The 23,135-nt window shown below is 72.0% G+C and carries 18 protein-coding genes; 8 read left to right on the top strand and 10 right to left on the bottom strand.

The window, feature by feature from the left end; translation table 11 throughout:
• Together GCG21_RS00430 and GCG21_RS00425 are read right to left on the bottom strand one after the other, a co-directional pair.
• Positions 1-786, bottom strand: coding sequence for an SDR family NAD(P)-dependent oxidoreductase (locus GCG21_RS00430; RefSeq protein ID WP_152817297.1), 786 nt, complete (start codon positions 784-786; stop codon positions 1-3).
• A gap of 5 nt (positions 787-791) precedes the next feature.
• Positions 792-1,664, bottom strand: coding sequence for a fumarylacetoacetate hydrolase family protein (locus GCG21_RS00425; RefSeq protein WP_152817295.1), 873 nt, complete (start codon positions 1,662-1,664; stop codon positions 792-794).
• Positions 1,665-1,842: 178 nt separating this feature from the next.
• Between GCG21_RS00425 and GCG21_RS00420 the strand changes: the two genes are divergently transcribed.
• From GCG21_RS00420 to GCG21_RS00395, 6 genes are all read left to right on the top strand, one after another.
• Positions 1,843-3,162 carry an enolase C-terminal domain-like protein gene (locus GCG21_RS00420; protein WP_152817293.1) on the top strand — a complete coding sequence of 440 codons (1,320 nt, stop codon included), beginning with the start codon at positions 1,843-1,845 and terminating at the stop codon, positions 3,160-3,162.
• A 120-nt stretch (positions 3,163-3,282) separates the two neighbouring features.
• The gene (locus GCG21_RS00415) at positions 3,283-4,251 is read left to right on the top strand and encodes an aldo/keto reductase (protein ID WP_152817291.1); all 969 of its coding nucleotides are present in this window, start codon (positions 3,283-3,285) and stop codon (positions 4,249-4,251) included.
• Positions 4,248-5,108 (top strand): amidohydrolase, encoded by an 861-nt coding sequence (locus GCG21_RS00410; protein WP_152817290.1) that lies wholly within the window; start codon positions 4,248-4,250, stop codon positions 5,106-5,108. Before GCG21_RS00415 ends, GCG21_RS00410 begins: the two co-directional genes overlap by 4 nt.
• A gap of 1 nt (position 5,109) precedes the next feature.
• Complete coding sequence (locus tag GCG21_RS00405; RefSeq protein ID WP_152817288.1) at positions 5,110-5,559, top strand: RbsD/FucU family protein; 450 nt, start codon at positions 5,110-5,112, stop codon at positions 5,557-5,559.
• Positions 5,560-5,607: 48 nt separating this feature from the next.
• Positions 5,608-6,030 (top strand): multidrug efflux SMR transporter, encoded by a 423-nt coding sequence (locus tag GCG21_RS00400; protein ID WP_152817286.1) that lies wholly within the window; start codon positions 5,608-5,610, stop codon positions 6,028-6,030.
• Positions 6,027-6,353, top strand: coding sequence for a multidrug efflux SMR transporter (locus GCG21_RS00395; protein ID WP_152817284.1), 327 nt, complete (start codon positions 6,027-6,029; stop codon positions 6,351-6,353). The genes GCG21_RS00400 and GCG21_RS00395 overlap by 4 nt, the downstream gene beginning before the upstream one ends.
• Here the strand turns inward: GCG21_RS00395 and GCG21_RS00390 are convergent.
• The gene (locus tag GCG21_RS00390; RefSeq protein ID WP_152817283.1) at positions 6,331-7,113 is read right to left on the bottom strand and encodes a FadR/GntR family transcriptional regulator; all 783 of its coding nucleotides are present in this window, start codon (positions 7,111-7,113) and stop codon (positions 6,331-6,333) included. The genes GCG21_RS00395 and GCG21_RS00390 overlap by 23 nt on opposite strands.
• 95 nt (positions 7,114-7,208) lie before the next feature.
• Between GCG21_RS00390 and GCG21_RS00385 the strand changes: the two genes are divergently transcribed.
• On the top strand, positions 7,209-7,451 hold the full coding sequence (locus GCG21_RS00385; RefSeq protein ID WP_152817281.1) for a MoaD/ThiS family protein: 243 nt from the start codon (positions 7,209-7,211) through the stop codon (positions 7,449-7,451).
• Here the strand turns inward: GCG21_RS00385 and GCG21_RS00380 are convergent.
• Positions 7,448-8,239, bottom strand: a complete 792-nt coding sequence (locus GCG21_RS00380) for an inositol monophosphatase (RefSeq protein ID WP_370517174.1) — start codon at positions 8,237-8,239, stop codon at positions 7,448-7,450. The genes GCG21_RS00385 and GCG21_RS00380 overlap by 4 nt on opposite strands.
• Positions 8,240-8,323: 84 nt before the next feature.
• The gene (locus tag GCG21_RS00375; protein ID WP_194164861.1) at positions 8,324-12,232 is read right to left on the bottom strand and encodes a right-handed parallel beta-helix repeat-containing protein; all 3,909 of its coding nucleotides are present in this window, start codon (positions 12,230-12,232) and stop codon (positions 8,324-8,326) included.
• A gap of 291 nt (positions 12,233-12,523) precedes the next feature.
• Between GCG21_RS00375 and GCG21_RS00370 the strand changes: the two genes are divergently transcribed.
• A complete protein-coding gene (locus GCG21_RS00370; RefSeq protein ID WP_152817277.1) occupies positions 12,524-16,558 on the top strand; it encodes a glycoside hydrolase N-terminal domain-containing protein in 4,035 nt (1,344 codons plus the stop codon).
• Positions 16,559-16,777: 219 nt separating this feature from the next.
• Here GCG21_RS00370 and GCG21_RS00365 read toward each other — a convergent pair whose 3' ends face one another.
• The 5 genes from GCG21_RS00365 to GCG21_RS00345 form a co-directional block, all read right to left on the bottom strand.
• Positions 16,778-19,825 carry a polysaccharide lyase family 8 super-sandwich domain-containing protein gene (locus tag GCG21_RS00365; protein ID WP_194164860.1) on the bottom strand — a complete coding sequence of 1,016 codons (3,048 nt, stop codon included), beginning with the start codon at positions 19,823-19,825 and terminating at the stop codon, positions 16,778-16,780.
• A 137-nt stretch (positions 19,826-19,962) separates the two neighbouring features.
• Positions 19,963-21,006, bottom strand: a complete 1,044-nt coding sequence (locus GCG21_RS00360; RefSeq protein ID WP_194164859.1) for a substrate-binding domain-containing protein — start codon at positions 21,004-21,006, stop codon at positions 19,963-19,965.
• 131 nt (positions 21,007-21,137) lie between these two features.
• Positions 21,138-22,160 (bottom strand): GTP 3',8-cyclase MoaA, encoded by a 1,023-nt coding sequence (gene moaA / locus GCG21_RS00355; protein ID WP_227992837.1) that lies wholly within the window; start codon positions 22,158-22,160, stop codon positions 21,138-21,140.
• On the bottom strand, positions 22,157-22,582 hold the full coding sequence (locus tag GCG21_RS00350; protein ID WP_152817270.1) for a molybdenum cofactor biosynthesis protein MoaE: 426 nt from the start codon (positions 22,580-22,582) through the stop codon (positions 22,157-22,159). Before GCG21_RS00350 ends, moaA begins: the two co-directional genes overlap by 4 nt.
• On the bottom strand, positions 22,575-23,066 hold the full coding sequence (locus tag GCG21_RS00345; RefSeq protein WP_152817269.1) for a MogA/MoaB family molybdenum cofactor biosynthesis protein: 492 nt from the start codon (positions 23,064-23,066) through the stop codon (positions 22,575-22,577). The genes GCG21_RS00350 and GCG21_RS00345 overlap by 8 nt, the downstream gene beginning before the upstream one ends.
• Between the last annotated feature and the right edge of the window lie 69 nt (positions 23,067-23,135).

Here is a 23,135-nt window from a genome sequence, read left to right as displayed (position 1 = left end):
TCAGGAGCGCGGACGCAGTCGCAGTTCCTGCATGCCACCGTCGACGGCGAGGTTGACCCCGGTCGTCGAGGTCGCCAGCGGCGAGGCGAGGGAGAGCACGGCGTGGGCCACCTCCGCGGGGGAGACGAGCCGGCCGTGCGGCTGGCGCGCCTCGAGCGCGGCGCGTTCGGCGTCCGGATCGTCCGCCTTGGCCAGCAACCGGCCGATCCAGGGGGTGTCGGCCGTGCCCGGGGAGACCGCGTTGACGCGGATGCCCTCACCGAGGTGGTCGGCCGCCATGGCGCGGGTGAGCGCGGCGATCGCCCCCTTCGAGGCGCTGTAGAGCGCCCGCTGCGGCAGGCCGGCGGTCGCGGCGATCGAGGCGGTGTTGACGATCGCCGCCGCGGCCGACCGGCGCAGGTGCGGCAGGGCCGCGCGGGCCACGCGCACCATACCGAGCACGTTGATGTCCCACACCCGATGCCACTCGTCGTCGTCGTTCGTCTCGATCGTGCCCTGCGCGCCGATGCCGGCGTTGTTGATCACGATGTCGATTCCGCCGAACTCCTCGGCGACGGCCGCGATCGCGGCCCGCACCGAGGCGTCGTCGCCGACGTCGGCGGTGTACCCACGGTGGGTATGGGGGGCATGGGGGGCATGGTCGGTGCTGGGCGCGCTCGCGTCCGGGTTCAGGTCGAGCACCGCAACCCGGGCGCCGCGATCGGCGAGCGCGTCGGCGATGGCCGCTCCGATGCCGCTGGCTCCGCCGGTCACGACGGCCACCAGGCCTGCGAATTCTGCGCTCATTCCGCTCATGCCGCCCCTCCTGCCATCGGGGCCGAGCCGACCTCGACGAAGGTGTGCCGCTGGCGGCCGATGCCCTCGATCTCGACCTCGACCACGTCGCCGGCGCTCAGGTACGGGAACCGGCCCGAGAGGGCCACGCCCTGCGGCGTGCCGGTGATGACCAGGTCGCCCGGCTCGAGCGCCATGAACTGGCTCAGGTGCCACACGATGTAGCGGGTGTCGAAGATCATGTCGGCGGTGACCGAGTCCTGGCGCGGCTCCCCGTTGACCCAGGAGCGCAGCCGCAGGTTGCCCGCGTCCACCTCGTCGGCGGTCACGAGCACCGGGCCCGTCGGGCTGAATCCCGGCGAGCACTTGCCCTTCGACCACTGCCCGCCGGAGACCTCGAGCTGGAACGTCCGCTCGGACAGGTCGTCCACCACGGTGTAGCCGGCGATGTGATCGGCCGCCTCCGCCACGGAGTCCAGGTAACTGGCCCGTTTGCCGATGACGAGCGCGAGTTCGACCTCCCAGTCGGTCTTCTCGCTTCCCCGGGGGATCTCCACGGCATCGTCGGGTCCCCCGAGCGTGTTCGGGTGCTTGAAGAAGATGACCGGGAGCTCCGGCGGCGCACTCCCCGATTCCGCGGCGTGCGCGGCGTAGTTCATCCCCACGCACACGATCGCCGTCGGGCGGGCGATCGGCGCGCCGATCCGCAGTCCGGCCGGGTCGATGGTCTCGAGCGTGCCGGCGGCCAGGGCGGCGGCCACCTCGCCCTGCCGGTGCTCGAGGAACTCGCCGTCGATATCGGCGGTGATCGGCCGCAGATCGTAATGGGCCTCCTCCGTCACCAGAACGGGAATCTCCGACCCCTGTGGGCCGAGTCGGGCAAATCGCATCCGTACCTCCTCGTGTGAGCGACGGCCCCGCCGCCGAACATCGGAACTCTCAGCCATGATACTCACGGATCCCTCGGCAGTCGTGACGCTTGACCCTTAAACATCAGATGTCTAAGCTGGTCGTGTCCCGGGCTGCGTGCATCCGCTGGAAGGCCCTGAATCAGTGTAGAGAAGAGCCATGTCGACCATCATCGCCGTTGATCTCGCGGATGTCCGCTTCCCCACCTCCCTCAGCCTCGACGGTTCGGATGCGATGAATCCCGACCCGGACTATTCGGCGGCCTACCTGACGATCCGGACCGATACCCCCGACCCCGCCGACGCCGGGCACGGGTTCGTGTTCACGATCGGCCGCGGCAACGACGTCCAGCTCGCCGCGATCGAGGCACTCGCCGATCACATCGTCGGCCGCAACGTCGAGGAGCTCCTCGCCGATCTGGGGGCCGCCTCCGACCTGCTCACCCGCGACTCCCAGCTGCGCTGGCTCGGCCCCGAGAAGGGGGTCATCCACATGGCCATCGGCGCCGTGGTCAACGCCCTGTGGGACCTCAAGGCCAAGCGCGCCGGCCTGCCGCTGTGGAAGCTGCTCGCGACCATGAGCCCGGCCGAGCTCGTCGACCTCGTCGACTTCCGCTACCTGAGCGACGCCCTGACCCGCGACGAGGCCCTCGAGATCCTCGAGGCCGCCGAACCCGGCCGCGCCGAGCGCATCGCCCACCTCGAGCAGGCCGGCTACCCCGCCTACACCACCTCGCCCGGCTGGCTCGGCTACTCCGATGAGAAGCTCGCCCGCCTCTGCGCGGAGGCGATCGCCGAGGGGTTCACCCAGATCAAGCTCAAGGTCGGCGCGGACCTCGACGACGACGTCCGCCGCATGCGCATCGCCCGCGACGTGTGCGGCCCCGACTTCCCCATCGCCGTCGACGCCAATCAGCGGTGGGACGTGGCGGAGGCGATCCGCTGGATCACGGCCCTGGCCCCGTTCGACCCGCACTGGGTGGAGGAGCCCACGAGCCCCGACGACGTGCTCGGCCACGCCGCCATCGCGCGCGCCATCGCCCCCATCCCGGTCGCGACCGGCGAGCACGTGGCCAACCGGGTGGTGTTCAAGCAGATGCTCCAGGCGAAGTCCCTGTCCTACCTGCAGATCGACTCCGCGCGCGTGGGCGGGGTGAACGAGAACATCGCCAACCTGCTGCTCGCCGCCAAATTCGGCGTGCCCGTCTGCCCCCACGCCGGCGGCGTCGGGCTGTGCGAGGCCGTCCAGCACCTGTCGATGTTCGACTACGTCGCGGTCACGGGCACCATGGAGGGCCGGGTGATCGAGTACGTCGACCACCTCCACGAGCACTTCGTCGTTCCGACAGTGATCGAGCGCGGCCGCTACCGCGCCCCGTCGGCGCCGGGCACGGGTATGGAGATGCGCGCCGAATCGATCCTGGCGAACACGTTCCTGCCGCCGGCGAAGCTCGGGGACGACGCCCTCCGCCCCGCGTAGGAGCGCTCGCCCGGCCGCGTCGCGCCCCGGCGTGCCCGCTCCCTCGACCGTCCACGGAACATCTGCGAACATCTGCACTCACCCGCGAATACACCGCCGCCGCCCCCGAAAGGCTGTCACATGAACGCGCTCACCTCGATCGACGGGCGCCTCGGCTTCGGCGCCGCCGGCTTCGGGAACCTCTTCGCCGAACGGTCCGAGGAGCAGGTCCGCCAGATCGCCGAGGCGGCGTGGGACGCCGGCATGCGCTACTTCGACACGGCCCCGCACTACGGTCTCGGTCTCTCGGAGCGGCGCCTCGGCGCGTTCCTGGCCACGAAGCCGCGGGAGGAGTTCGTGCTCTCGACGAAGGTGGGCCGGCTGCTCACGCCGGTGAGCAACCCGACCGGCGCGCTCGACCTGGCCAACGACTTCCACGTGCCGGCCGATCACGAGCGCGTGCAGGACTACACCGCCGGCGGCATCCGCCGCAGCATCGAGGACTCGCTCGAACGGCTCGGCCTCGACCGCATCGACATCGCCTACCTGCACGACCCGGACAAGGCCGAGATCGGGCTGGACGCCGCGCTGGACCAGGCGCTTCCCGCGCTCGAGCAGCTCCGCGACGAGGGGATCGTCGAGGCGGTCGGCGTCGGCTCGATGTCCACAGCGGCGATGGTCGCGGCGGTGCGCCGGGCCGACCTCGACGTGCTCATGTGCGCCGGCCGCTACACGCTCCTCGAACAGGGCGCCGCGGCCGAGTTGCTGCCGCTGTGCCTGGAACGGGATGTCCGCGTGGTGACCGCCTCGATCTTCAACTCCGGCCTGCTCGCGCGCGCCACGCCCTCGCGGAGCGGCCGCTACGAGTACGGTGCCGTGCCGCCCGAGCTGTACGAGCGGGCCGTCGCGATCGCCGCGGTGTGCGCCCGGCACGGCGTCGAGCTGCCCACCGCCGCGCTGCAGTACACGCTGCGGCACCCGGCGGTCGCCGCCGTGGTCGTGGGCATCAGCCGGCTCGAGCAGGTGGCCCAGAACAACGAGCGGATGGCCGTGCCCGTGCCCGACCGACTGTGGTCCGACCTCGCGGCCGAGGGGCTCATCCCGGCATGAGGACGATCGATGCGCACCTGCACCTGTGGGACCTCGCCGGCGGCGGCTATACGTGGATCACCCCGGAGCTCGGCCCGCTCCACCGCACGATCGGCCCGGCCGAGGCCCGCGCATTCCACGAGGCGGCCGGCTACGACGGCGCGATCCTCGTGCAGGCCGACGACACCCGCGCCGACACCGACGCGATGCTCGCCGTCGCGGCGGCCCACGACTGGGTGCTCGGCGTCGTGGGCTGGGTTCCGCTGACCGATCCGGAGGACGCCGCGGCGCAGCTGGCCCGCTATGCCGGGCGGCCCGCCGGCAGCAGGCTCGTGGGCATCCGCCAGCTCATCCACGCCGATCCCGATCCGGGCGTGCTCGACCGCGCGGCGGCGCGCGAGACCCTCGCCCTGCTCGCCGGCGCCGGGCTGCCCCTCGAGGTCCCCGACGCCTTCCCCCGCCACCTCGACCAGGCGGCGCGCGTCGCCGCCGACCTGCCCGGGCTGACGGTCGTGATCGACCACCTCGGCAAGCCGCCCGCCGAGGCCGGCGCCTTCGCCGAGTGGGCGGCCCAGCTGCGGGCCGCGGCCGAGCAGGACAACGTCGTGGCGAAGGTCTCCGGCCTGCACCACGGCGGGCTGCTGCTGCCCGCCCGCGTGCTCGACGCGGCCTGGAACGTTGCCCTCGAGGCCTTCGGGCCGGGCCGGCTCATGCTCGGATCCGACTGGCCGATGCCGATGCTCGGCGGCGACGCGGCGCTCGCGGACGACGTCGCGCGCCGCGACCGACTCCTCGCTACCCTCGACGCGAGGGACCGGGGATCGATCTGCTCCGGCACCGCCACCCGCGTCTACGGACTGCCCACGGATTGGACCTGACATGCTCACCGGAATCCACCCGATCCTCACCGGTCGGGTGCTGCGGATGCTCGACGAGCTCGGCCACGGCGATTCGCTCGTCGTGGCCGACGCCAACTTCCCGGCCCACACGCTCGCGGCGGACGCCCTCGACCTGCCGGGCCTGGCCTCGCCGCAGGTGCTCGCCGCGGTCCGCACGGTCATGCCCGCGGACGACTACGAGGGGCCCTCGGTCCAGCTCATGGAGGCCGAGCCGGGGATCGACGTGGGCGTCCAGCGCGAGCTGCGCGCGGCCGCGGGCGTGCCCGCCGACCGGGTCGAGCTCGTGGAACGGTTCGAGTTCTACGAACGGGCGCGGGCGGCGTCCGCAATCATCCGCACGGGAGAGCTGCGCCCGTACGGGAACGTGATCCTGCGCAAGGGGGTCGTGTCCGTCGCGGCGCAGTCGCACACCCCGGGCAACGGCTCGTGACAGCAGCGCGGCGGCTCGCGACGGGCGGCGGCTCGTGATGGGGCGGCGATGAGCGGCCGGTCCCCGGCGCCGCGGGCGTGGTACCTCCTCGCCGGAGCGATCGGCTCGGAGGTCGCCGGCTCGTTGTCCCTGCGCGGCGCGCTCGACCGTCCGGGCCTCTACGTCGTGGTCGTCGCGGGTTTCCTCACGGCCTTCGCGCTCCTCAGCCTGTCGCTGCGGGCGGGCATGAGACTGGGCGTCGGCTACGGCATCTGGGGTGCCTGCGGCGTCGCGCTCACGGCAGCCCTGTCCACCCTCCTGTTCGAGGAGCCCCTCACCCCGCTCATGATCGCCGGCATCCTCGTCGTCATCGCCGGGGTGCTGTGCATCGAACTGGGCTCGCAGGCCGCCGCGCGCTCGTCCGGCCCGTCCGGCCCAGCCGAGCCCGGGGGGACCGGGGCCGGGGCCACCGGATCGGGGGAGGGTCGATGACCGCGCTCGCCTGGGCCTTCCTCGTGGCCGGCATCGTCTTCGAGGTCGCGGGCACGGTCGCGCTGCGCCTGGCGATCGACCGCGGCCGGGGCTGGTACGCGATGGTGGCGGTCGGCTACCTGCTCGCCTTCACCCTCGTGAGCCTGGCGCTCGGCGAGGGGATGCCGCTCGGGGTGGCCTACGGGATCTGGACGGCCACCGGCGTCGCCCTCACGGCCGTGCTCTCGATGGTCCTGTTCCGGGAGCCGCTCACGCGGCTCATGGCCGTCGGGATCGGGCTCGTCGCCGCCGGCGTCCTGCTCATCGAGGTCGGTGCCCGCTGACGCCTGCTCCCTCGAGCCCCGTTCCGTCGGCCCCCTCGGGCTCGTCGGGTTCGGCGGACTCGGGCTCGGCTACCTGCCCGGTCGAGTCGTCGACGTTGGCGTGCAGCCAGTCCTCGACGCCGGCGACGTGCACGAGCATGAGCGCGCGGGCGAGCTCGGAATTGCCGGTCTCGATCGCGGCGATGATGGCCTCGTGCTCGGCCAGGGTCTTGTCCACGGCCCGGTCCTGGGTCAGCCCCCGCCAGATCCGCGCGCGCACGGTCTTGTCCGAGACGGTCCCGAGGAGACCGGCGAGGTAGCCGTTGCCGGTGGAGTCGGCGATGCGGGCGTGAAAGTCCCGGTCGTGCTCGACCAGATCCTCGATGTCGGAGGCCGCACGGGAGGCGGCGAGGGACTCGCGCAGGCCCGCCACCTGCTCGGGCGTCGCGTGATCCGCGGCGAGGGCGGCGCTGGAGGTCTCGAGGATGCGCCGCACCTCGAACACCTCGAGCACGGCGTGCGACTGATGGAAGTCGAGCACGAAACTCATCGCCTCGAGCAGGAGGCGCGGCTCGAGGCTCGTGACGTACGTGCCGTCGCCGCGGCGCACATCGAGCACGCGCATCGCCTCGAGCGCCTTGACCGCCTCGCGCAGGGAACTGCGGGAGAGGCCGAGTCGCTCGCTCAGTTCGCCCTCGGGCGGGAGCCGGTCGCCGGGCTGGAGGTCCCCGGCCTGGATCATCGCCTTGATCTCGCCGATCGCGCGGTCAGTCAGTGCCATGGGGACAGTGTACGGAAGACGTCTGATCTCTCGCGACCGAATCGCGCAACGGCGCGAGACGGGCCCACCCGGCGCCGGACTGGCATGATGGGGCCATGGCTACGATCCAGGTTCGCTACTTCGCCGCGGCGGCCGATGCGGCCGGTGTGACGGCCGAGACGTTGACCGTCGCCGAGGCCGCCACGGTGGCCGACCTGCGCGATGCGATGATCGCCGAGCACCCGGGACTGGCCGGGGTGATCCAGCTGTGTTCCTTCCTCGTCGACGGCCAGGCCGCCGAGCCGGCCGATCCGATCGGCGCGACGGTCGACGTGCTGCCGCCGTTCGCGGGCGGCTAGTTCTCCTCGGTGAGGTCCGCCTCGAGGTAGGAGAGCGCCGTGGGGGCGCTCGCGTCCGCCCCCGCGAGGAGCCACCGCCCGATCGGGGCGGCCGGGGAGTAGCTCGAGCCGTCCTTGCGGATGCTGCGCCCGCCGATCTCGCGCACGAGCAGGGAGCCGGGGGCGTGATCCCAGGGCCAGACCTTCGAGTAGACGAGGTAGTCGAGGTCGCCGGTGGCCACGTGGGGATAGTCCACCCCGCAGCACCAGGCGGCCTCCCGCAGCTGCGCCAGCGGCACGTGGTCGCGCGCGAGCAGTCCGCGCCGGGCGGTCGCCCCGCGCCACGTCGCGGTGTCGGGGTCGAGCTCGCGCCGCGGGAGCACCGCGCCGTTCCTCGTCGCGCCGGCTCCGGCCTCGGCCTCGTAGGCGACCCCGTGGGCCGGCTGCCAGATCCACGAACGCACGACGTCGCCGGCCCGCAGTTCGGCCACCATGACCGCGAAGTCCCGCGAGCCGTGCACGAAGTTCGAGGTGCCGTCGATCGGATCGACCGTGAAGGCGTGCTCCGCCCGCTGGAAGTCCTCGAGGATGCCCGGATCGGCCGCGTACGCCTCCTCTCCGAGGATCATCGCCTTCGGGTGGGCCGAGCGGAGCTCCGCCGTGATCACCTGCTCGGATTCCCGATCGGCGACGGTCACGAGGTCCCCGGGGTTCTTCTCCTCCACCTGATCGTCGGAGAGGGAACGCCAGCGCGGCATGATCACGGTGTCCGCGGCATGCTTCATCACCGCGAGGATGTCGATGGGCACGTCCCGAACCTACCAGGAGTGAGCAGGAGGGGAGCGGGTGGCCTCGACGCCACGTGGCGACGTCGGGGCCACCCGCTCCGCCGATCAGGCGGTGCGGCCGCGGCGCAGGAGAACGCCGGCGCCGAGGAGCAGGAGGATCGCTGCGAGCGTCATCCCGACACTCACTCCGGTCTCGGGCATCGCGGGAGTACCTGCGCCGGGTGCGTCCGGGCCGTGATCCGTGTCCGGGGCGTGATCCGTGTCCGTGCCGGATCCCGATGCCGATGCCTCGGCGTTGACGGCGCCGTCCGTTCCCGACCCGGCACCGCCCTCCACACCGGCCCCACTCTCGGATCCACCATCGACATCGGCTCCGCCGTCGAGGGCTCCGTCCGCACCGGCCCCACTGTCGGCACCACCGTCCGTTCCCGCATCGACGGCTCCGTCCGAACCCGCTCCGGTGTCGGAGCCACCGTCCGATCCGGCCCCGGTGTCGGAGCCACCGTCCGATCCGGCCCCGGTGTCGGAGCCACCGTCCGATCCGGCCCCGGTGTCGGAGCCACCATCCGATCCGGCCCCGGTATCGGAGCCACCATCCGATCCGGCCCCGGTATCGGAGCCACCATCCGAACCGGCCCCGGTGTCGGAGCCACCATCCGAACCGGCCCCACTGTCGGACCCACCGTCGACGTCGGCTCCGCTGTCGGAGCCGCCGTCCGGATCGTACGGTTCGCCGCCGAAGACGATGTCGTCGATCTCGAAGGTCGCCGCGGTCACCGCCGAGGACGGAATCTGCAGCCGCAGCTGGGCACCGGGTGCGCCGCTCTGCACCGATCCGCCCCCGACCGCGGCCCCATCGACCCGCAGCTCGTAGGAGCCGTCGGCGATGATCAGGTCCACGACGTGCCACTCGCCGGCCGTATACGGGATCGCGGTGTCGGTGAAGGCGTCTCCGTTCGTGTAGCTCCATGTGCCGAGTTCGTTCATGCTCGTCCGGAGCACGGGAGTGCCCGCGGCGTCGAGCCAGTGGATCCCGAGCGCCGAGGCGTTCGTGCTCGCGCGCACCGCAAGTTGCACGGTGACCGGCTCCGCCTGCTCGCCGATGTCGCACAGCGCGAACACGAGGCCGGTGGTCGCGGGATCACGGGTGAGTGCGAGCACACGGTGCCCGTCCTCGCCGGTGACGACGGGCTCGGGGTCGCCGGCGGTCGTCCATCCCGTCGGGGCCTCGCCCGCGGTCATGCCCTCGAAGTCCTCGCCCGTGGCGGAGCACGTGTCGGGCTCGCTCGGGGGCTCCGCCGCGACGACGGTCGCGTTCGTGGTGAGAGTGAGCGCCTCGCCGAACTGGTCCTGGGTCACGGTCACGTCGATCGCGCCGCCGGCGGCGGTGACCGGGATCGGCAGTGCGATCCGGACCGTGCCGTCGGGCTCGGTGACGCCCACGGCAGACGATTCAGGTCCGGTGACTGCCACCCGCTCACCCGGGCGGAACCCGGAGAGCAGGAGCCCGAGGCTGTGTCCGGCCTCGACGGCCTGGGGCCGCTGCAGTTCCACCGCCGGGTCGGTCGCGCCGGCCGGCTCGACCGGTGCCGGCGGGCGCAGGTCGCTCTCGGTCACCGCGCTCGCGAAGGAGGCGTCGTCCAGGAGGAAGTGACCCGCACGGGTCGCGCTGCTGGGGATCTGCACTCGCAGGGCGGCCGGGATCCCGGTGCCCGTCGTGGCTCCCCGCCCGACGGACCGGCCGTCGACGAACGCCTCGTATTCCGCACCGTGCACGATGATCGACAGGTCGTACCATTCGTCGGCCGCGTAGCTCGTCGGGGCGTCGACGAAGGAATTGCCGTCGGTGTAGGCCCAGAGCCCGGTGTCGGCCATCGACAGGCGCGCCACCGGGGAACCGTCGGAATCGAGCACGTGGATGCCGAGCGCGTTGTCGACCTGCGCCGCCTTGACGCGCATCGTCACCCGGACCGGCGCCTCACCCGGGGCGACGTTCCAGCGCACCGCGTTGGTCGCGCCCGCGACCCGGTCGAGACGCGCCGCGCGGCCACCGTCCGACGCGACGATCTGGGTGTCGCCCGGATGGGTGGCGGTCCATCCGGTCGGCAGGTCGGCCGAACCGTCGAAGTCCTCCCGCGCGTAGACGTGCCAGGAGTCCGAGACCGTGAGCGTCGACGTGACGGCGACCGTCCGGGCGCTCATCGTCACCGGGTAGGTCCCGGGCTCGATGGTCGAGGGCACGGCGATCGTCACCGGCACGACGTCCGTGGCCCCGGCGGCCAGCGCGGGCAGCACCGGCGATCCGGACAGGGTGAAGTCCGGCGACATCGTGGCCTCGATCGCCGCGCCGCCGGCGATGGCGGCGTCGCAGGGATTGCTCACCCGCAACTCGATCGTGGCCGTTCCGTCCACCACGGGGGCGGCGGGCGCCTCGAGGCCGATCGTGCAGCCGTTCGCCTCCGTGCGTTCCAGACCCGGCCCCTGGTAGGCACCGAGGTTGAGGCTCTCGGCGGGAACCGGATTCTCGAAGTAGTCGAGCGGGGCGAGGTCGACCGCGACGCCGGCGCCGAGGGCGTCACTGTCCGGGCCCAGCCGGTAGTCTGCCGCGTCGATGCCGCCCGGATCGAAGAAGTCGGCGCGGCCGGTGATCGTGTCGGTGGCGGCGTCCGGGGCGCTGAAGCCGGTCATGAGGTTGTGGTCGATCGTCAGGCCGTCCGCGGGCTTGACGAAGTCGAACGTTCCGGAGTCCGTGGCGACGAAGATGTTGTTGAAGATCTCGACGTCCGGCCGGATGCCGTTGTCCGACCAGATCGTCGCGGCGACGTCGTCGACATAGAACGTGTTGTTGAAGATCTTTCCGCCGTAGATAGGCCCGTTGCCGCAACCGTGCTGGAAGGTTCGGGCGCCGTCGTTGATCGAGATGTTGCCGTACACGCGGAAGTCGTACGTGCCCCAGGCGTCCGGGCACGTGAGGAGGAATCCGCCGTCGTTGTCGTGACTCAGGTTGTATCGCACCACCACGTCGCGGGTGGCGTGGTCGATGTCGAATGCCTGGGAGTCGAGGAGCCCCTCGCCGTGGCTCGCCTCGTTGTACTGCATGAGGACCCGCTCGGAGTTTGCGGTCCAGATGCCCGCGTTGTAGGAACGAGAGCGCCGATTGAACCCGTCGAGGAGATTGTGCTCGACGGTCGCCCCGATCGTGCCGGTGATGACGATCCCGTCACCGCCGACGTTCGTCAGCGTGTTCCCCGCGACGAGCACGTCGGTGTGGGGGAACCATGGGGCGGAGCACAGCTCGCTCCAGCGGTTGAGCTCCGGTCGACGGCACCAGTTCGACCAGAAGTAGATGCCCTGGCGATCGACGTCGTCGATGCGGTTGTTGACGATGGTCAGATCGTCGAATGCGGTCGGGGTCACGGTTCCCATGGCGTCGACGATGATCGCGCCGGACGCGTTCGGGCCCTTGCCCTTGAAGCTTGCCGCGTTCCCCGGCTCGACCAGGTACGGGAGCTGGCCGCGCACGTCGTGGATGTAGAGGCCCTCGAGCCGGACGCCCGCGAGGGTGCCGCCGTCCTCGCCGTACACGTAGACGCCGCGCCGCACCTCCGTGTTGTCGCCGGGGGCGATGAGTTCGAGGTCGGTCAGGTGCAGGAACGCGTTGTTCTTCAGCAGGACCGCATTGGTCGCGCCATCCGCGTCGATCACCGCACGCCCGCTCGCCTGCCCATAGTCGCCGACCACGATCGGGGCGGCGGCCGTGCCCTGCCCGACGGGCGCGAACTGCCCGAGGCAGGTGACCCCGCGCTTGAAGAGCACCTGCTGCCCCGGGTCCAGGTCGAGAGCGTTGACCGCCGCGATCGAACCGAGCGGGTCGTCGGCGGTGCCCACCCCGTCGGTGGCGCCGGCGCAATCGACGTGGATCGCCCCCGCATCGGTGTCGGCGGAGTCGCCTGGTGCGGCGACGGCTCCGGAGGTCAGTGCGGCGACGGTGCCTGCGGCGAGGAGTGCAGCCATTGCAGTCCTCACGGTATGTCTTGTGAGCATGGGACCGCACGCTAGCGGGCCCAGCCATCCGACGTCAACAGATCTACTCAGCTACGCACAGCCACAGACAGGCGCGCGAGCCGCCATGACGTCGATCGATCTCATGATGCACAAATCAATCGTCGACATGCTCGATCATCATTCAAGCATGCAGAACTCGTCACGACTGAGGCCTCCGGGGCGGCCGATCGGTCGCCGCTCGCCGCGCCGTGGCACCGATTCCTCGATCGGACTAGGCAAACGAGCAGGTTTAAACATACGATGACTTCGTCCAATGACGCACTGCTCGGAGACATGATGTCCCTTCCCACCCTCGCCCACTCGCCGGCCCGGGGCCTCGTCGCGGCCTCGGTCGCCACGGCGGCCCTCGTGCTCGGCGGCACGCTCGCCGCGCAGGCGGCCCCGCCCGCCGATCCCGGTGACCTCAGCGATCTCAGTGAACTCAGTGAACCCGCCGCCGCGGCCGCCGGCCCGACAGCGGAGGTTCCGCTCCGGCTGACCTACGGCCAGCCGGCCACCGACTGGGAGACCGAGACCCTGCCCATCGGCAACGGCGCCCTCGGCGCATCGATCTACGGCGGCGTGGCCCAGGGACGGCTGCAGCTCAACGAGAAGAGCCTGTGGAGCGGCGGACCCGGCGTGGCCGGGTACGACTACGGCAACTACGACCGGTCGACCCGCCCGAACTCCCTCGACGACGTCCGCGCGAAGATCGAGGCCGAGGGGCAGGCGGATCCGAGCTGGGTGGCGGGGAAGCTCGGCAAGCCGAGGACCGGATACGGCAGCTACCAGCCGTTCGGCGAACTCCTGCTCGACGTTCCGGGCACCGAGGGGTACGAGGACTACGAGCGCGCGCTCGATCTGAACGATGCGGTCTCGACCGTGGAGTACACCGTCGACGGGGTCACCTTCACCCGTGAGTACATCGCCTCCTACCCCGACGACGTCATCGTCGCCCACCTCACCGCCGACGCCGCGGGCGCGATCGACTTCACCGCCACGTACCGCTCGCAGATGAACGGCGGCACCGTGACCGCCGAGGACGGCCGCCTCACCCTCTCCGGGGAGGTGCCGGGCAATGGCCTCGCCTACAACGGTCAGATCCAGGTGCTCGCCGAGGGCGGGTCCGTGACCGACTCCGGCTCCGACGTGATCGTCGCGGGCGCCGATTCCGCGACCCTGATCTTCTCGGGGGGCACCGAGTACGCTCCCGTCTACCCCGACTACCGCGCGGCGGACCCCGCCGCACACGTCGCCCGGGTGACCGCCGCCGTCGATGCGGCCGCCGCCCAGGGCTGGGACGCGCTCCGCGCCGCCCACGAGGCGGATTATCACGAGCTCTTCGACCGCGTCGCCCTCGACCTGCAGGGCGCCCCGATCGACGTCCACACCGACACCGCCCTGAGCCGGTACACGGGCGCCACGGACCGCGACCGCACGCTCGAGACGCTGTTCTTCCAGTACGGGCGCTACCTGCTCATCTCCTCCTCGCGCGACAACTCGCCGCTGCCGGCGAACCTGCAGGGCGTGTGGAACAACTCGACCGGGGCGCCCTGGGGCGCCGACTATCACACGAACATCAACCTGCAGATGAACTACTGGCCCGCGCTGTCGACCAATCTGGCCGAGACGTACACCCCCTACGTCGAGTACATCGAGTCGCTCGTTCCCGCGGGTGCGGCGTCGGCGGAGGCGATCCTCGGCATGGACGGCTGGATGGTCAACAACGAGACGACGCCGTGGGGCTTCACGGGTGTGCACAACTACGCCGAGGCGTTCTGGTTTCCGGAGGCGAACGCGTGGCTCGCGATCGACGTGTTCCGTCAGTACCTGTACTCCGGCGACGAGGGCTTCCTCGCCGAGACCGCCTATCCGCTGCTCAGGAAGACCGCGGACTTCTGGCTCGACTACCTCACGGTCGACGGCCGCGACGGCTCGCTCGTGGCGAGCCCGTCCTACTCCCCCGAGCACGGCCCGTTCACCGCGGGCGCGGCCATGACCCAGCAGCTCGCGACCGAGCTGCTCACCGCCGTGGTCGAGGCCGGCGAGATCCTGGACGTCGACGCCTCCTTCCGTGACGAGGTCGCCGGCACGCTCGCGCAGCTCGACACCGGCCTGCACGTGAGCGAGACCTCCGGGCGCATCCTCGAGTGGAAGGACGTCGCGATCGACGACTCCGTGAACGCGACCGACCCGAACCACCGGCACGTCTCCCAGCTGTATGCGCTCTTCCCCGGCAACGCGATCTCCTGGGCGCACACCCCCGAGCTCGCCGAGGCCGCGGAGGTCACGCTCACGGACCGCGGCGACGGCGGCACCGGCTGGTCGAAGGCGTGGAAGATCAACTTCTGGGCGAACCTCGGCGACGGCAGCCACGCCCACAAGATGCTGAGCGAGCAGCTCAAGAACTCGACGTACGACAACCTGTGGGACGCCCACCCGCCGTTCCAGATCGACGGGAACTTCGGGGCCGCCTCCGGTGTGGCCGAGATGCTCGTGCAGTCGAATGCCGACGGCGTCGAGATCCTCCCGGCGCTGCCCGGCGCGTGGCGCGACGGCTCGGTCGACGGCCTCCGGGGCGCGGGCGGGCTGACGATCGGGGCGACCTGGGCGAACGGCACGGGCACGCAGCTGCGGGTGACCCCGGACGCGAGTGGCGAGGTGAGCGTGCGCTCGCCGCTGATCACCGGGCCCATCCGGGTCCTCGGGGCCGGCTCCCCGGTCGAGGTGGAGGTCGCCGACGGCAAGGCCACGTGGACCGGCGCGGCCGGCACGACCTACACGATCGAGCCGCTCACGACGATGGGCCTCACGGGTCCCACGAGCGTCGAGCAGGGCGCGCAGCCGGAGGTGACCGTCACTCTCGACGGCGAGGTCGCGGGCGGCACGCTCGGCCTCGCGGCGGGTGACGGCTGGGTGGTCGGCCCCGCGTGCACTCGGGTCGAGGGGCCGGGCGAGTACACGTTCACGATCGCCGTCCCCGAGGACGCCGCCCCCGGTTCGGCGACCGTGACCGTCACCTATGCGACCCCGGACGGGACCGTGACGCGTGACCTCGACCTCACCGTCGTGCCGTCGACGCGGACTCGCATCGATCAGGCCGAGTTGACCGTGGCGGCCTCCAGTTGGCAGGAGGCGAGCGAGTACTCGCACGTCGACCAGGCCGTCGACGGCGACCCGGACACGATCTGGCACAGCCAGTGGTCCCAGCCGGAGCCGGACAAGCAGCCGTGGCTGAGCGTCGACCTCGGGTCGGAGTACTCCGAGATCACGTTGAACCTGCTGCCGCGGCAGTCCGGCAACACCAACGGTCAGCTCGAGGACTATCGGGTCTACGTCTCCGAGGACGGCGCCACGTGGGAAGCCGAGGCGGTGGCGTCCGGCACGATGCCCAACAACCGGGACCTGCAGTCGATCGAGCTGCCGCCGGAGGTGACGACCGAACACGTCAAGATCGTGTGGCTGTCGTCCTATTCCGACACGAGCGCGAACTTCGGCTCCCTCGCGGAGTTGAACGTCAACGGCGTGAACGGCGAGACCCCGGATCCGCTTCCGCCGCTCGAGGTGGACCCCGGCACCTGTGACGTGGTCGAGACGCCGACGATCACCGACGTCACCGGCGTCGAGCCCGTGATCCTGCCGTACGGCACGAGCGAGTCCGACGCGGGCGCGGCACTGCCCGCCGCCACGACGATCACCGACAGCGACGGCACCGACCACGACGTCGCCCTCACATGGGACATCTCGGACTACGACGGCACCGTCGCTGCGGACTACACCGCGACCGGCTCGTTCGAGTTGCCGGACGGCGTGGCTCAGTCCGATCCGGCGACCGTGCTCGAGGTCGTCACCGTGGTGACGGTCTCGCCGCAGGGTGCCGACGGCAGTGACAACACCGGCGGCAGCGACGGCAGTGACGGCAGTGACGACACCGACGGCACTGACGGCACCGATCAGGGAGCCGACACCGGCGCCGACGGCACTGGCGGCCCTGACGACACCGACGGCAGTAACGGCACCGAGGACACTGATCAGGGAGCCGGCACCGGCGGCAGCGATAGTGGCGGCACCACGGACCAGGGTTCTGGAACCGACCAGGGTTCCGACGCCGGCGCCGACCAGGACGGCGGAGCGGCGTCCGGGAGCGACTCTGCCGGCGGTTCGGGCGGCGACCCGATCGACGACATGCCCGACACGGGTGTCTCGAGCGGCGCACCGCTGGCGTTCCTCTCCGTCGCCATCCTGGCGGCCGGCGCGGTCGTGCTCGTGCTGCGCCGGAGGTCGTCGGTGAACTGACGGGCCCGAGACGACAACGTCGACACGGCAACGCCGGCCCCCTCGATCGTGAGGGGGCCGGCGTTGTCCGTTCGGCCGGCGGCATCGGGCTCGGGCTGCGGCATCGGGCTCGGCCGGCGGCATCGGGCGGCGACGCCGACGCCGACGCGGGTGGCCTCGACCCGCTCAGGTCACGTCCGGGCCGCCCACCCTGCGGACGCGACCGAGGTGGCGGCCCGTCTACTCGGCCGCGGTGGTGTCGGCGGAACCATCGGACGCCTCGGAGCCCGGCTCGGGAGCGTCCGGCTCGGAGCCCGACATCACCTGGCGGCGGCGCAACAGTGCTCCGGCGCCCGCGGTGGCCGCTGCGAGCGCGCCGATGCCGAGCACCCCGGCGCCGGTGCTCGGCAGGCGCCCGGGCCCGGAGTCACCCGTGCCACCGGGCCGGTCGTCACCGGGTCGGCCGCCGCCGGAACCGGATGCGGTCGGGCTCCCCCCAGCGCTCCCGGTCGGGGTGGGCGTGGATCCGCCCGTGCCGGTCGGAGTGGGGCTCGCGGTGCCCGTCGGACTCGGGCTCGCCGTGTCCGTGGGGGTCGGGCTCGCCGTGTCCGTCGGAGTGGGACTCGCGGTATCGGTCGGGGTCGGCTCGGCGACCCGGGCGTACACGAACACGACGGAGACCGGTTCGTCACCGAACGTCCCACTCGCGTTCGCGGGAGTGCCGGTGAGCTCGTAGCCCTCGACCTCGACCGGGACCGCGTCGAAGGCCTCGCCGAGCTCCCCGGTGAGCACGACGTCCGGGGCGACCGCCTCGCCGTCCTCGTCCCGGTGGTGGACCGTCACGGGTTCGGGGGTGGCCAGGCTCGCGAAGAAGAGCCGATGCTCACCGCCCCGCCGCGAGTCCACGTCGACCTCGAGCTGGAGGGGCGAGGTGGCGACCACGGTGATCGTCTCGTCCACGCCGGCCACGGTTCCGGGGGCGTCGAACGGGAACGTCACGCTCACCGTTCCCCCGGCCTTGGTCGGCTGCGCCACGACGATCTCGGTGAGATGGGCGCCGGCGACCGCCGTGCCCCCGGTCGCGGCGGGCGCCCGCCGCAGGCCGATCGCGCAGGCGCCGGTCACGGTGTAGCCGCCCCACGTGCCCGCGGCGAAGAAGTGCCCCAACCTGGAGCCGTCGCCGGTCTCGATGAGGTGAGCGTCGTCGTCCGCAAGCACGACGACGACCTGCGGGGCGTCGGCCGCTGCGGCCGTCCGGGCCGCATCGGCGAGCGGAAGGATCTGATAGGCGTACCAGCCGCCGGCGGACTCGTGCGCCTGCTCGATGCGGACGTAGTCACGCGCGACCGCCTCGCTGCTGCCGCCGGTGTCGCCGCCGCTGTTGATCGCCTCCCACGTGCCCGTCCGCTGCTGGGAGCGCACCCCGAACCGCTGCTCGGCGCGGCCCGGCGCGGCGAGCGCGAGGATGCCGGCGTGCCCGTCGACGTGGACGACGCGCGCGGGGGCGAGGTCGTCGGTCAGCGTGAGCGGGGCGCCGTCCGCCGACACGGCGGGAAGGGCACCGGTGGCGAAGCCGCGGTTCTCCACGATCGTGCGCACGCCGGTCCCCGACGTGTCGGAGATCTTGGAGCCGATGCACACGATCGAGTCGGTCAGGTGGAACCAGGACTTGTTGGCCCGGAGCGTGCCGGTGGCGTTCGTCAGGTCCATCGCCGTGGTACCGATGGCATCGCCGACGGTCAGGCCGCCCGCGTACTCGTTCTGCGCCCGCGGGATCCCGGTGCCGTCGCCCTCCCCCGAGGCGCGCTGCTCGCCGTTGACCGTGATGCCGGGGAGTGCGTACGGGTCGACGGTCGGCCAGAAGTCCGCGGAGTACTGCGCCGGGTCGCCCGTGTGATAGAGAAACAGCATGCCGTCGCCCTGGTACCAGCCGTGGTTGTTCTCCCGGTTGCCCCATTCGTAGCGGCCGATCCGTCTCGAGGACGTATTGACGACGGCGGCCCACTCGCCCCGGTGCTGGACGATCCGTTCCTGGTTGTAGGTGTTCGTGATGCCGATTCGGGGCGGGCGCGCGGCGAGCGACTCGTCGCCGACGACCTCGAGGCTGCGGGCCGAGGCGGCCAGGCTCTGGCCGTTGTCCGCGACCGACTGGTCGGTCGTGCGCTCGAGCCAGCCCTTGACGAGGGCCCGGAAGGACTCCCGTTGGTCCGCGGGCGCGGACTCGGCGAGCACGATGACGGCCGAGGCGATCGCGAAGCCGGAGTCGTAGTCGCGGGAGGCCTCGCGCGAGACGGCGCGGCCGCGGGTGGTGTCCATCGTGCGCACGTCCCATTGGAAGGGCGCGAAGGTGAGTTCCACGGCTGCGAGCAGGTTCGACAGGTCGGGGTCGGTCACCTGCCAGGGGCTGCCCGCGAGCATCGCCATGACCGCGGCGACGCCGCTGATCGCCACGCCGCCGTAGGTGCCGGAATAGGGCAGGGCCGAGTGCTGGATGAACGAGCCGTCCGAATAGAACCCGTCGCCGGAGGTGACGCGGCCGAAGAGGCTGTTGCGCCCCTCCCCCTCGGTGTCGGAGAGGGCGTCGCGGCCGAGCGCGATCTGATCCTCGTCCTCGCGCAGGAGCCCCCGGACGATGCAGGCGAGGGCCTTGTCGACCCGGTTCGCGCCGGTCTCCTTGAGGGAGGAGCCGGTGCGCCGGTTCGGGTTCGGGGCGAAGAAGTCGGCGGCGGCGAGCAGGCTCGGGGCCTTCTCGGGCTGCTGGTCGCCGAGGAGGGTGAGGGTGTCGGCGAGTTGCCGGGGGAGGCCGATCTCCCAGAACCACCAGTTTCCGGGCCGGCCGCGGTCCGCCCGGTACTGGCCGGAGAGGAACGCACACGCGCCGTGGATGTCCTGGAGGAGGGAGGCGTCGCGGTAGTAGGTGCTGCCGGGTGAGGCCCAGGCGATCGCGAGCTCGGTGATCTGGTTCGCGGTCACCCCCATGTTCGCGACCTCGGTCGTGTTCGAGGCGGCACCGACCCTCAGGCCCGGCCACAGGTGCGTGCGGCCCGGCGTGCGGTTGAAGGTGTCGACCAGGTCCTTCGTGCGCGCGTCGATGCGGGCGCGCTTGGCGGCGAGGCCCGGGTGGTCGGCCGCGACGGTGCCGCCGGTGAGGAAGGTTCGGCGGCGGGTGAGGGCGTCCTCGTACGTGGTGGCGGCCAGCGCGGGCAGTTGGACGCCGCCGGTGGCGAAGACCGCCAGGGCGGCGGAGGCGCCGAGCAGGAACGATCGGCGGCTGGGACTCAGGCTCATGACACGGTCTCCGATGACATCGAGTGGTTGCTGAGATCGGCACGGCGCTGCGCGCACGGCGACCATCCCGATTGTGCGTCAGCGGCCGGCGGGGGTCCACCGATCGGGCACAACCGCACACAACCGTTCATGCCGGGTCAGCTCGACTCCCGCACGACGAGCCGCGGGAGCAGGGTGACCCGCTGACGCGCGACGCCGGGGCGCGTGAGGCGCCGCACGAGCACGTCGACGGCGATGGAGCCGACGTCGCGCTTCGGCGGCTGAACGGCCGTGAGCGGGATCGAGGCGAACTCCGCAAGCTCGTCGTCATAGGTCACGAGGGCCAGGTCTGCGGGAACGGCGACCGCGCGATCCTCGGCGGCCTCGAGCAGCGGGAGGGCGAACCCCTCGGGGTGCAGGATGAGGGCGCTCGCCCGCTGCTGCGCGCACGCGCGCAGCAGGTCGTGCAGGCGGGCCCGGCGGCCGGTCGGGGAGGCGTCCTCGCCGGGCAGGTCGAAGGGCTCGAGGAGGTCCCGCCCGGCGGCGGCGAGTTCGGCCCGGTATCCGGCCAGGAGCCGGGCCGCGGTCGGCGTGGTGGAGCACGCGGCGAGCATGATGCGTTCATGCCCGCGCGCGACCAGGTGCGCGACCGCGATCCGGGCGCCGTCCTCGTGATCCGAGCGGGCATGGTCGAAGGCGGGCCCCGCCCGCTCGACCAGGACGACGGGCACGGGCGAGGAGTCGAGCCAGCCCGTCTCGGGCTCGGCCGCCGCGGTCGCGAGCAGCACACCGGCGACCTTCGCGCGGAGCATCCGCTCGAACAGGCGCCGCTCCTCGCCGTCGTCGTATTCGCTGATCGCGAGGACGACCGCGATCCCGGCGCGGGCGGCCCCCTCCCGGATTCCCTCGAGCAGTTCCCGGAAGTAGTATCGGGACGCGGGCAGGATCACCCCGATGCGCACCTGATCGTCGCCGGCCGCCGCGCGGACCATCCCCGCCGTCGACCGGGCCCCGCCGTGGATCCGTGTGAGTGCGCCGCGGTCGACGAGCGCGGAGATGTCCCGGCGGATCGTCACGTGCGAGACCCCGTAGCGGTCGGCGAGCTCGCTCACCCGGACGACGCCGTGCATGCGGGCGAGCGCGGCGATCGCCTCCCGGCGTTCACCCGCCAGGCGCGGGGCGGTGCCGCGGTCGTCGCTCACACGCAGGATGCTAGACCAGTGTCGACCGTCCGGGACCATCGTTCCCGGCGCGCTCGGAGCGGTTCGCCGGACGCCTTGGTCGGCGTCGTTCGTGCGCCGGCTCCGCTCGCGGCGGGCCCGTCGCCGCGGGGTCAGCCGCCGATGGCCGACATGGGCCGGTCCGGCTGCAGGAATCCCGGATCGTCGATCCCGTGGCCGGGCAGCTTGCCCGCGATGCACGTGTGCATGAGCCGGGCGATGTCGTCGTCGTCGCCGCCGCCGCGGATCACGCCGAGCAGATCGGATTCGGTGCGGGCGAACAGGCAGTTGCGCAGCTGGCCGTCGGCGGTCAGCCGCACCCGGTCGCACGTGCCGCAGAACGGCCGCGTGACGGAACGGATGACGCCCACGGTGCCCGGTCCGCCGTCCACAAGGAACTTCTCGGCGGGCGCGGCCCCGCGCCCGGGCGCCTCGGTGAGGGTGAAGGCGGTCTCGAGCTGGGCGAGGATCTCCTCGCCGGTGACCATGGTCTCCCGCGACCAGATGTGGCCGGCGTCGAGCGGCATCTGTTCGATGAAGCGCATCTGCCCGCCCTTCGAGAGCGCGAACCGCACGAGATCGACCAGCTCGTCCTCGTTCACCCCGCGCATCGCCACGGCGTTGAACTTGAGCGGGGCGAATCCGGCCGCGACGGCCGCCTCGATGCCGGCGAGCGTGTCGTCGAACCGGTCGCGGCGGGTGAGCTGCTGGAACCGTTCGGGATGGAGCGTGTCGAGACTGATGTTCACGCGCGCGAGGCCGGCCTCACGCAGCGCCGGCGCGAGCTTGGTCAGCCGCAGCGCGTTCGTGGTCATCGAGACCTCGAGCGGACCGTCCTCGCCCTCGATCGCCGCCATGCGCCCCACGACGTCGACCACGTCCGGGCGCAGCAGCGGCTCGCCGCCGGTCAGGCGCACCTCGACGATCCCGAGCGCCGCGGCGATCTCGGCCGTGCGCACCAGTTCGTCGGTCGTGAGGATGTTCGCCCGCGCCAGCCAGGGCACGCCCTCGGCCGGCATGCAGTAGGTGCAGCGCAGGTTGCACACGTCGGTCAGGGAGATGCGCAGGTCCCGATGGACCCGTCCGAACCGATCGGCCAGCGGCCCGCGCAGTTCCGGTGACACGTTCACGCTCATGCTGATCCCACCCATACGTAGCTTCCATCGGTGAGAACTTGCCGCTTCCAGACCGGCAACTTCTTCTTGACAGTCTCCACCGCTTCCCGGCAGGCCGCAAACGCCTCGGCCCGGTGGCTGCTTCCCGCGGCCACGACGATCGCGAGATCCCCGATGTACAGGGTGCCGATCCGGTGGCTCACCGCGAGCCGCACCCCCGGGTGGGCGGCCGTCACCTCGGCCACGATCTCCGCGAGCACCCGTTCGGCGCTCGGGTGCGCCGAGTAGTCGAGCTGGACCACCTCCCCGTCGACGTCGGGGCTGTGGTTGCGCACGGTGCCGATGAACGAGGCCACGCCCCCCACCCAGTCCGCACCCGCGTGATCGAGGTGAGCTGCGACGTCCAAAGGCTCGTTGCTCAGCCGGACGAGGGAGTCAGTCATGGGTGCCCCCGCGGAGCTGATCGAGGATATGGGGCAGGAGCGGGCCGACCGTGGCCATCGCGTCGGTGACCGCGGCGGGCGAGCCGGGCAGGTTGAGCACGAACGCGTCGCCGTGGGTTCCGGCGAGTCCGCGCGTGAGGACGGCGTGCGGGGCCCTGGCAGCGGCGTCGCGCCGGATCGCCTCGGGTATCCCGGGCAGGTGGGCGTGCAGGAGGGGCTCGGTGGCCTCCGGGGTGAGGTCGCTCGCGGTGATGCCCGTGCCGCCGGTGGTGATCACGAGCCGGGAGCCGCCGCCCAGGGCCGCGCCGAGCGCCGCCCGGACGGGTTCGACGCCGTCGGGGACGACCACGAGGTCGGCATCGGGATAGCCCGCGCCGGCGAGGCATTCGACCAGCCGGGGCCCGGAACGATCGGTCGCCCGGCCGTGGGCACAGCGGGTCGAGACCGTGATCACAACGGGCCGGATGCGGTCCTGGGGAGCCATGCGCCCAGGGTACGCTGAACCCTCGAATCGGCGGTGCCGGCGCCATAGACTGTGGCTGGAACCACCTCA

The organism is Pseudactinotalea sp. HY160, from assembly GCF_009372055.1.
GTDB lineage: Bacteria > Actinomycetota > Actinomycetes > Actinomycetales > Beutenbergiaceae > HY158.
The sequence above is the reverse complement of the archived record's forward strand: the minus strand, read 5'-3'. Positions and strand labels throughout refer to the sequence as shown.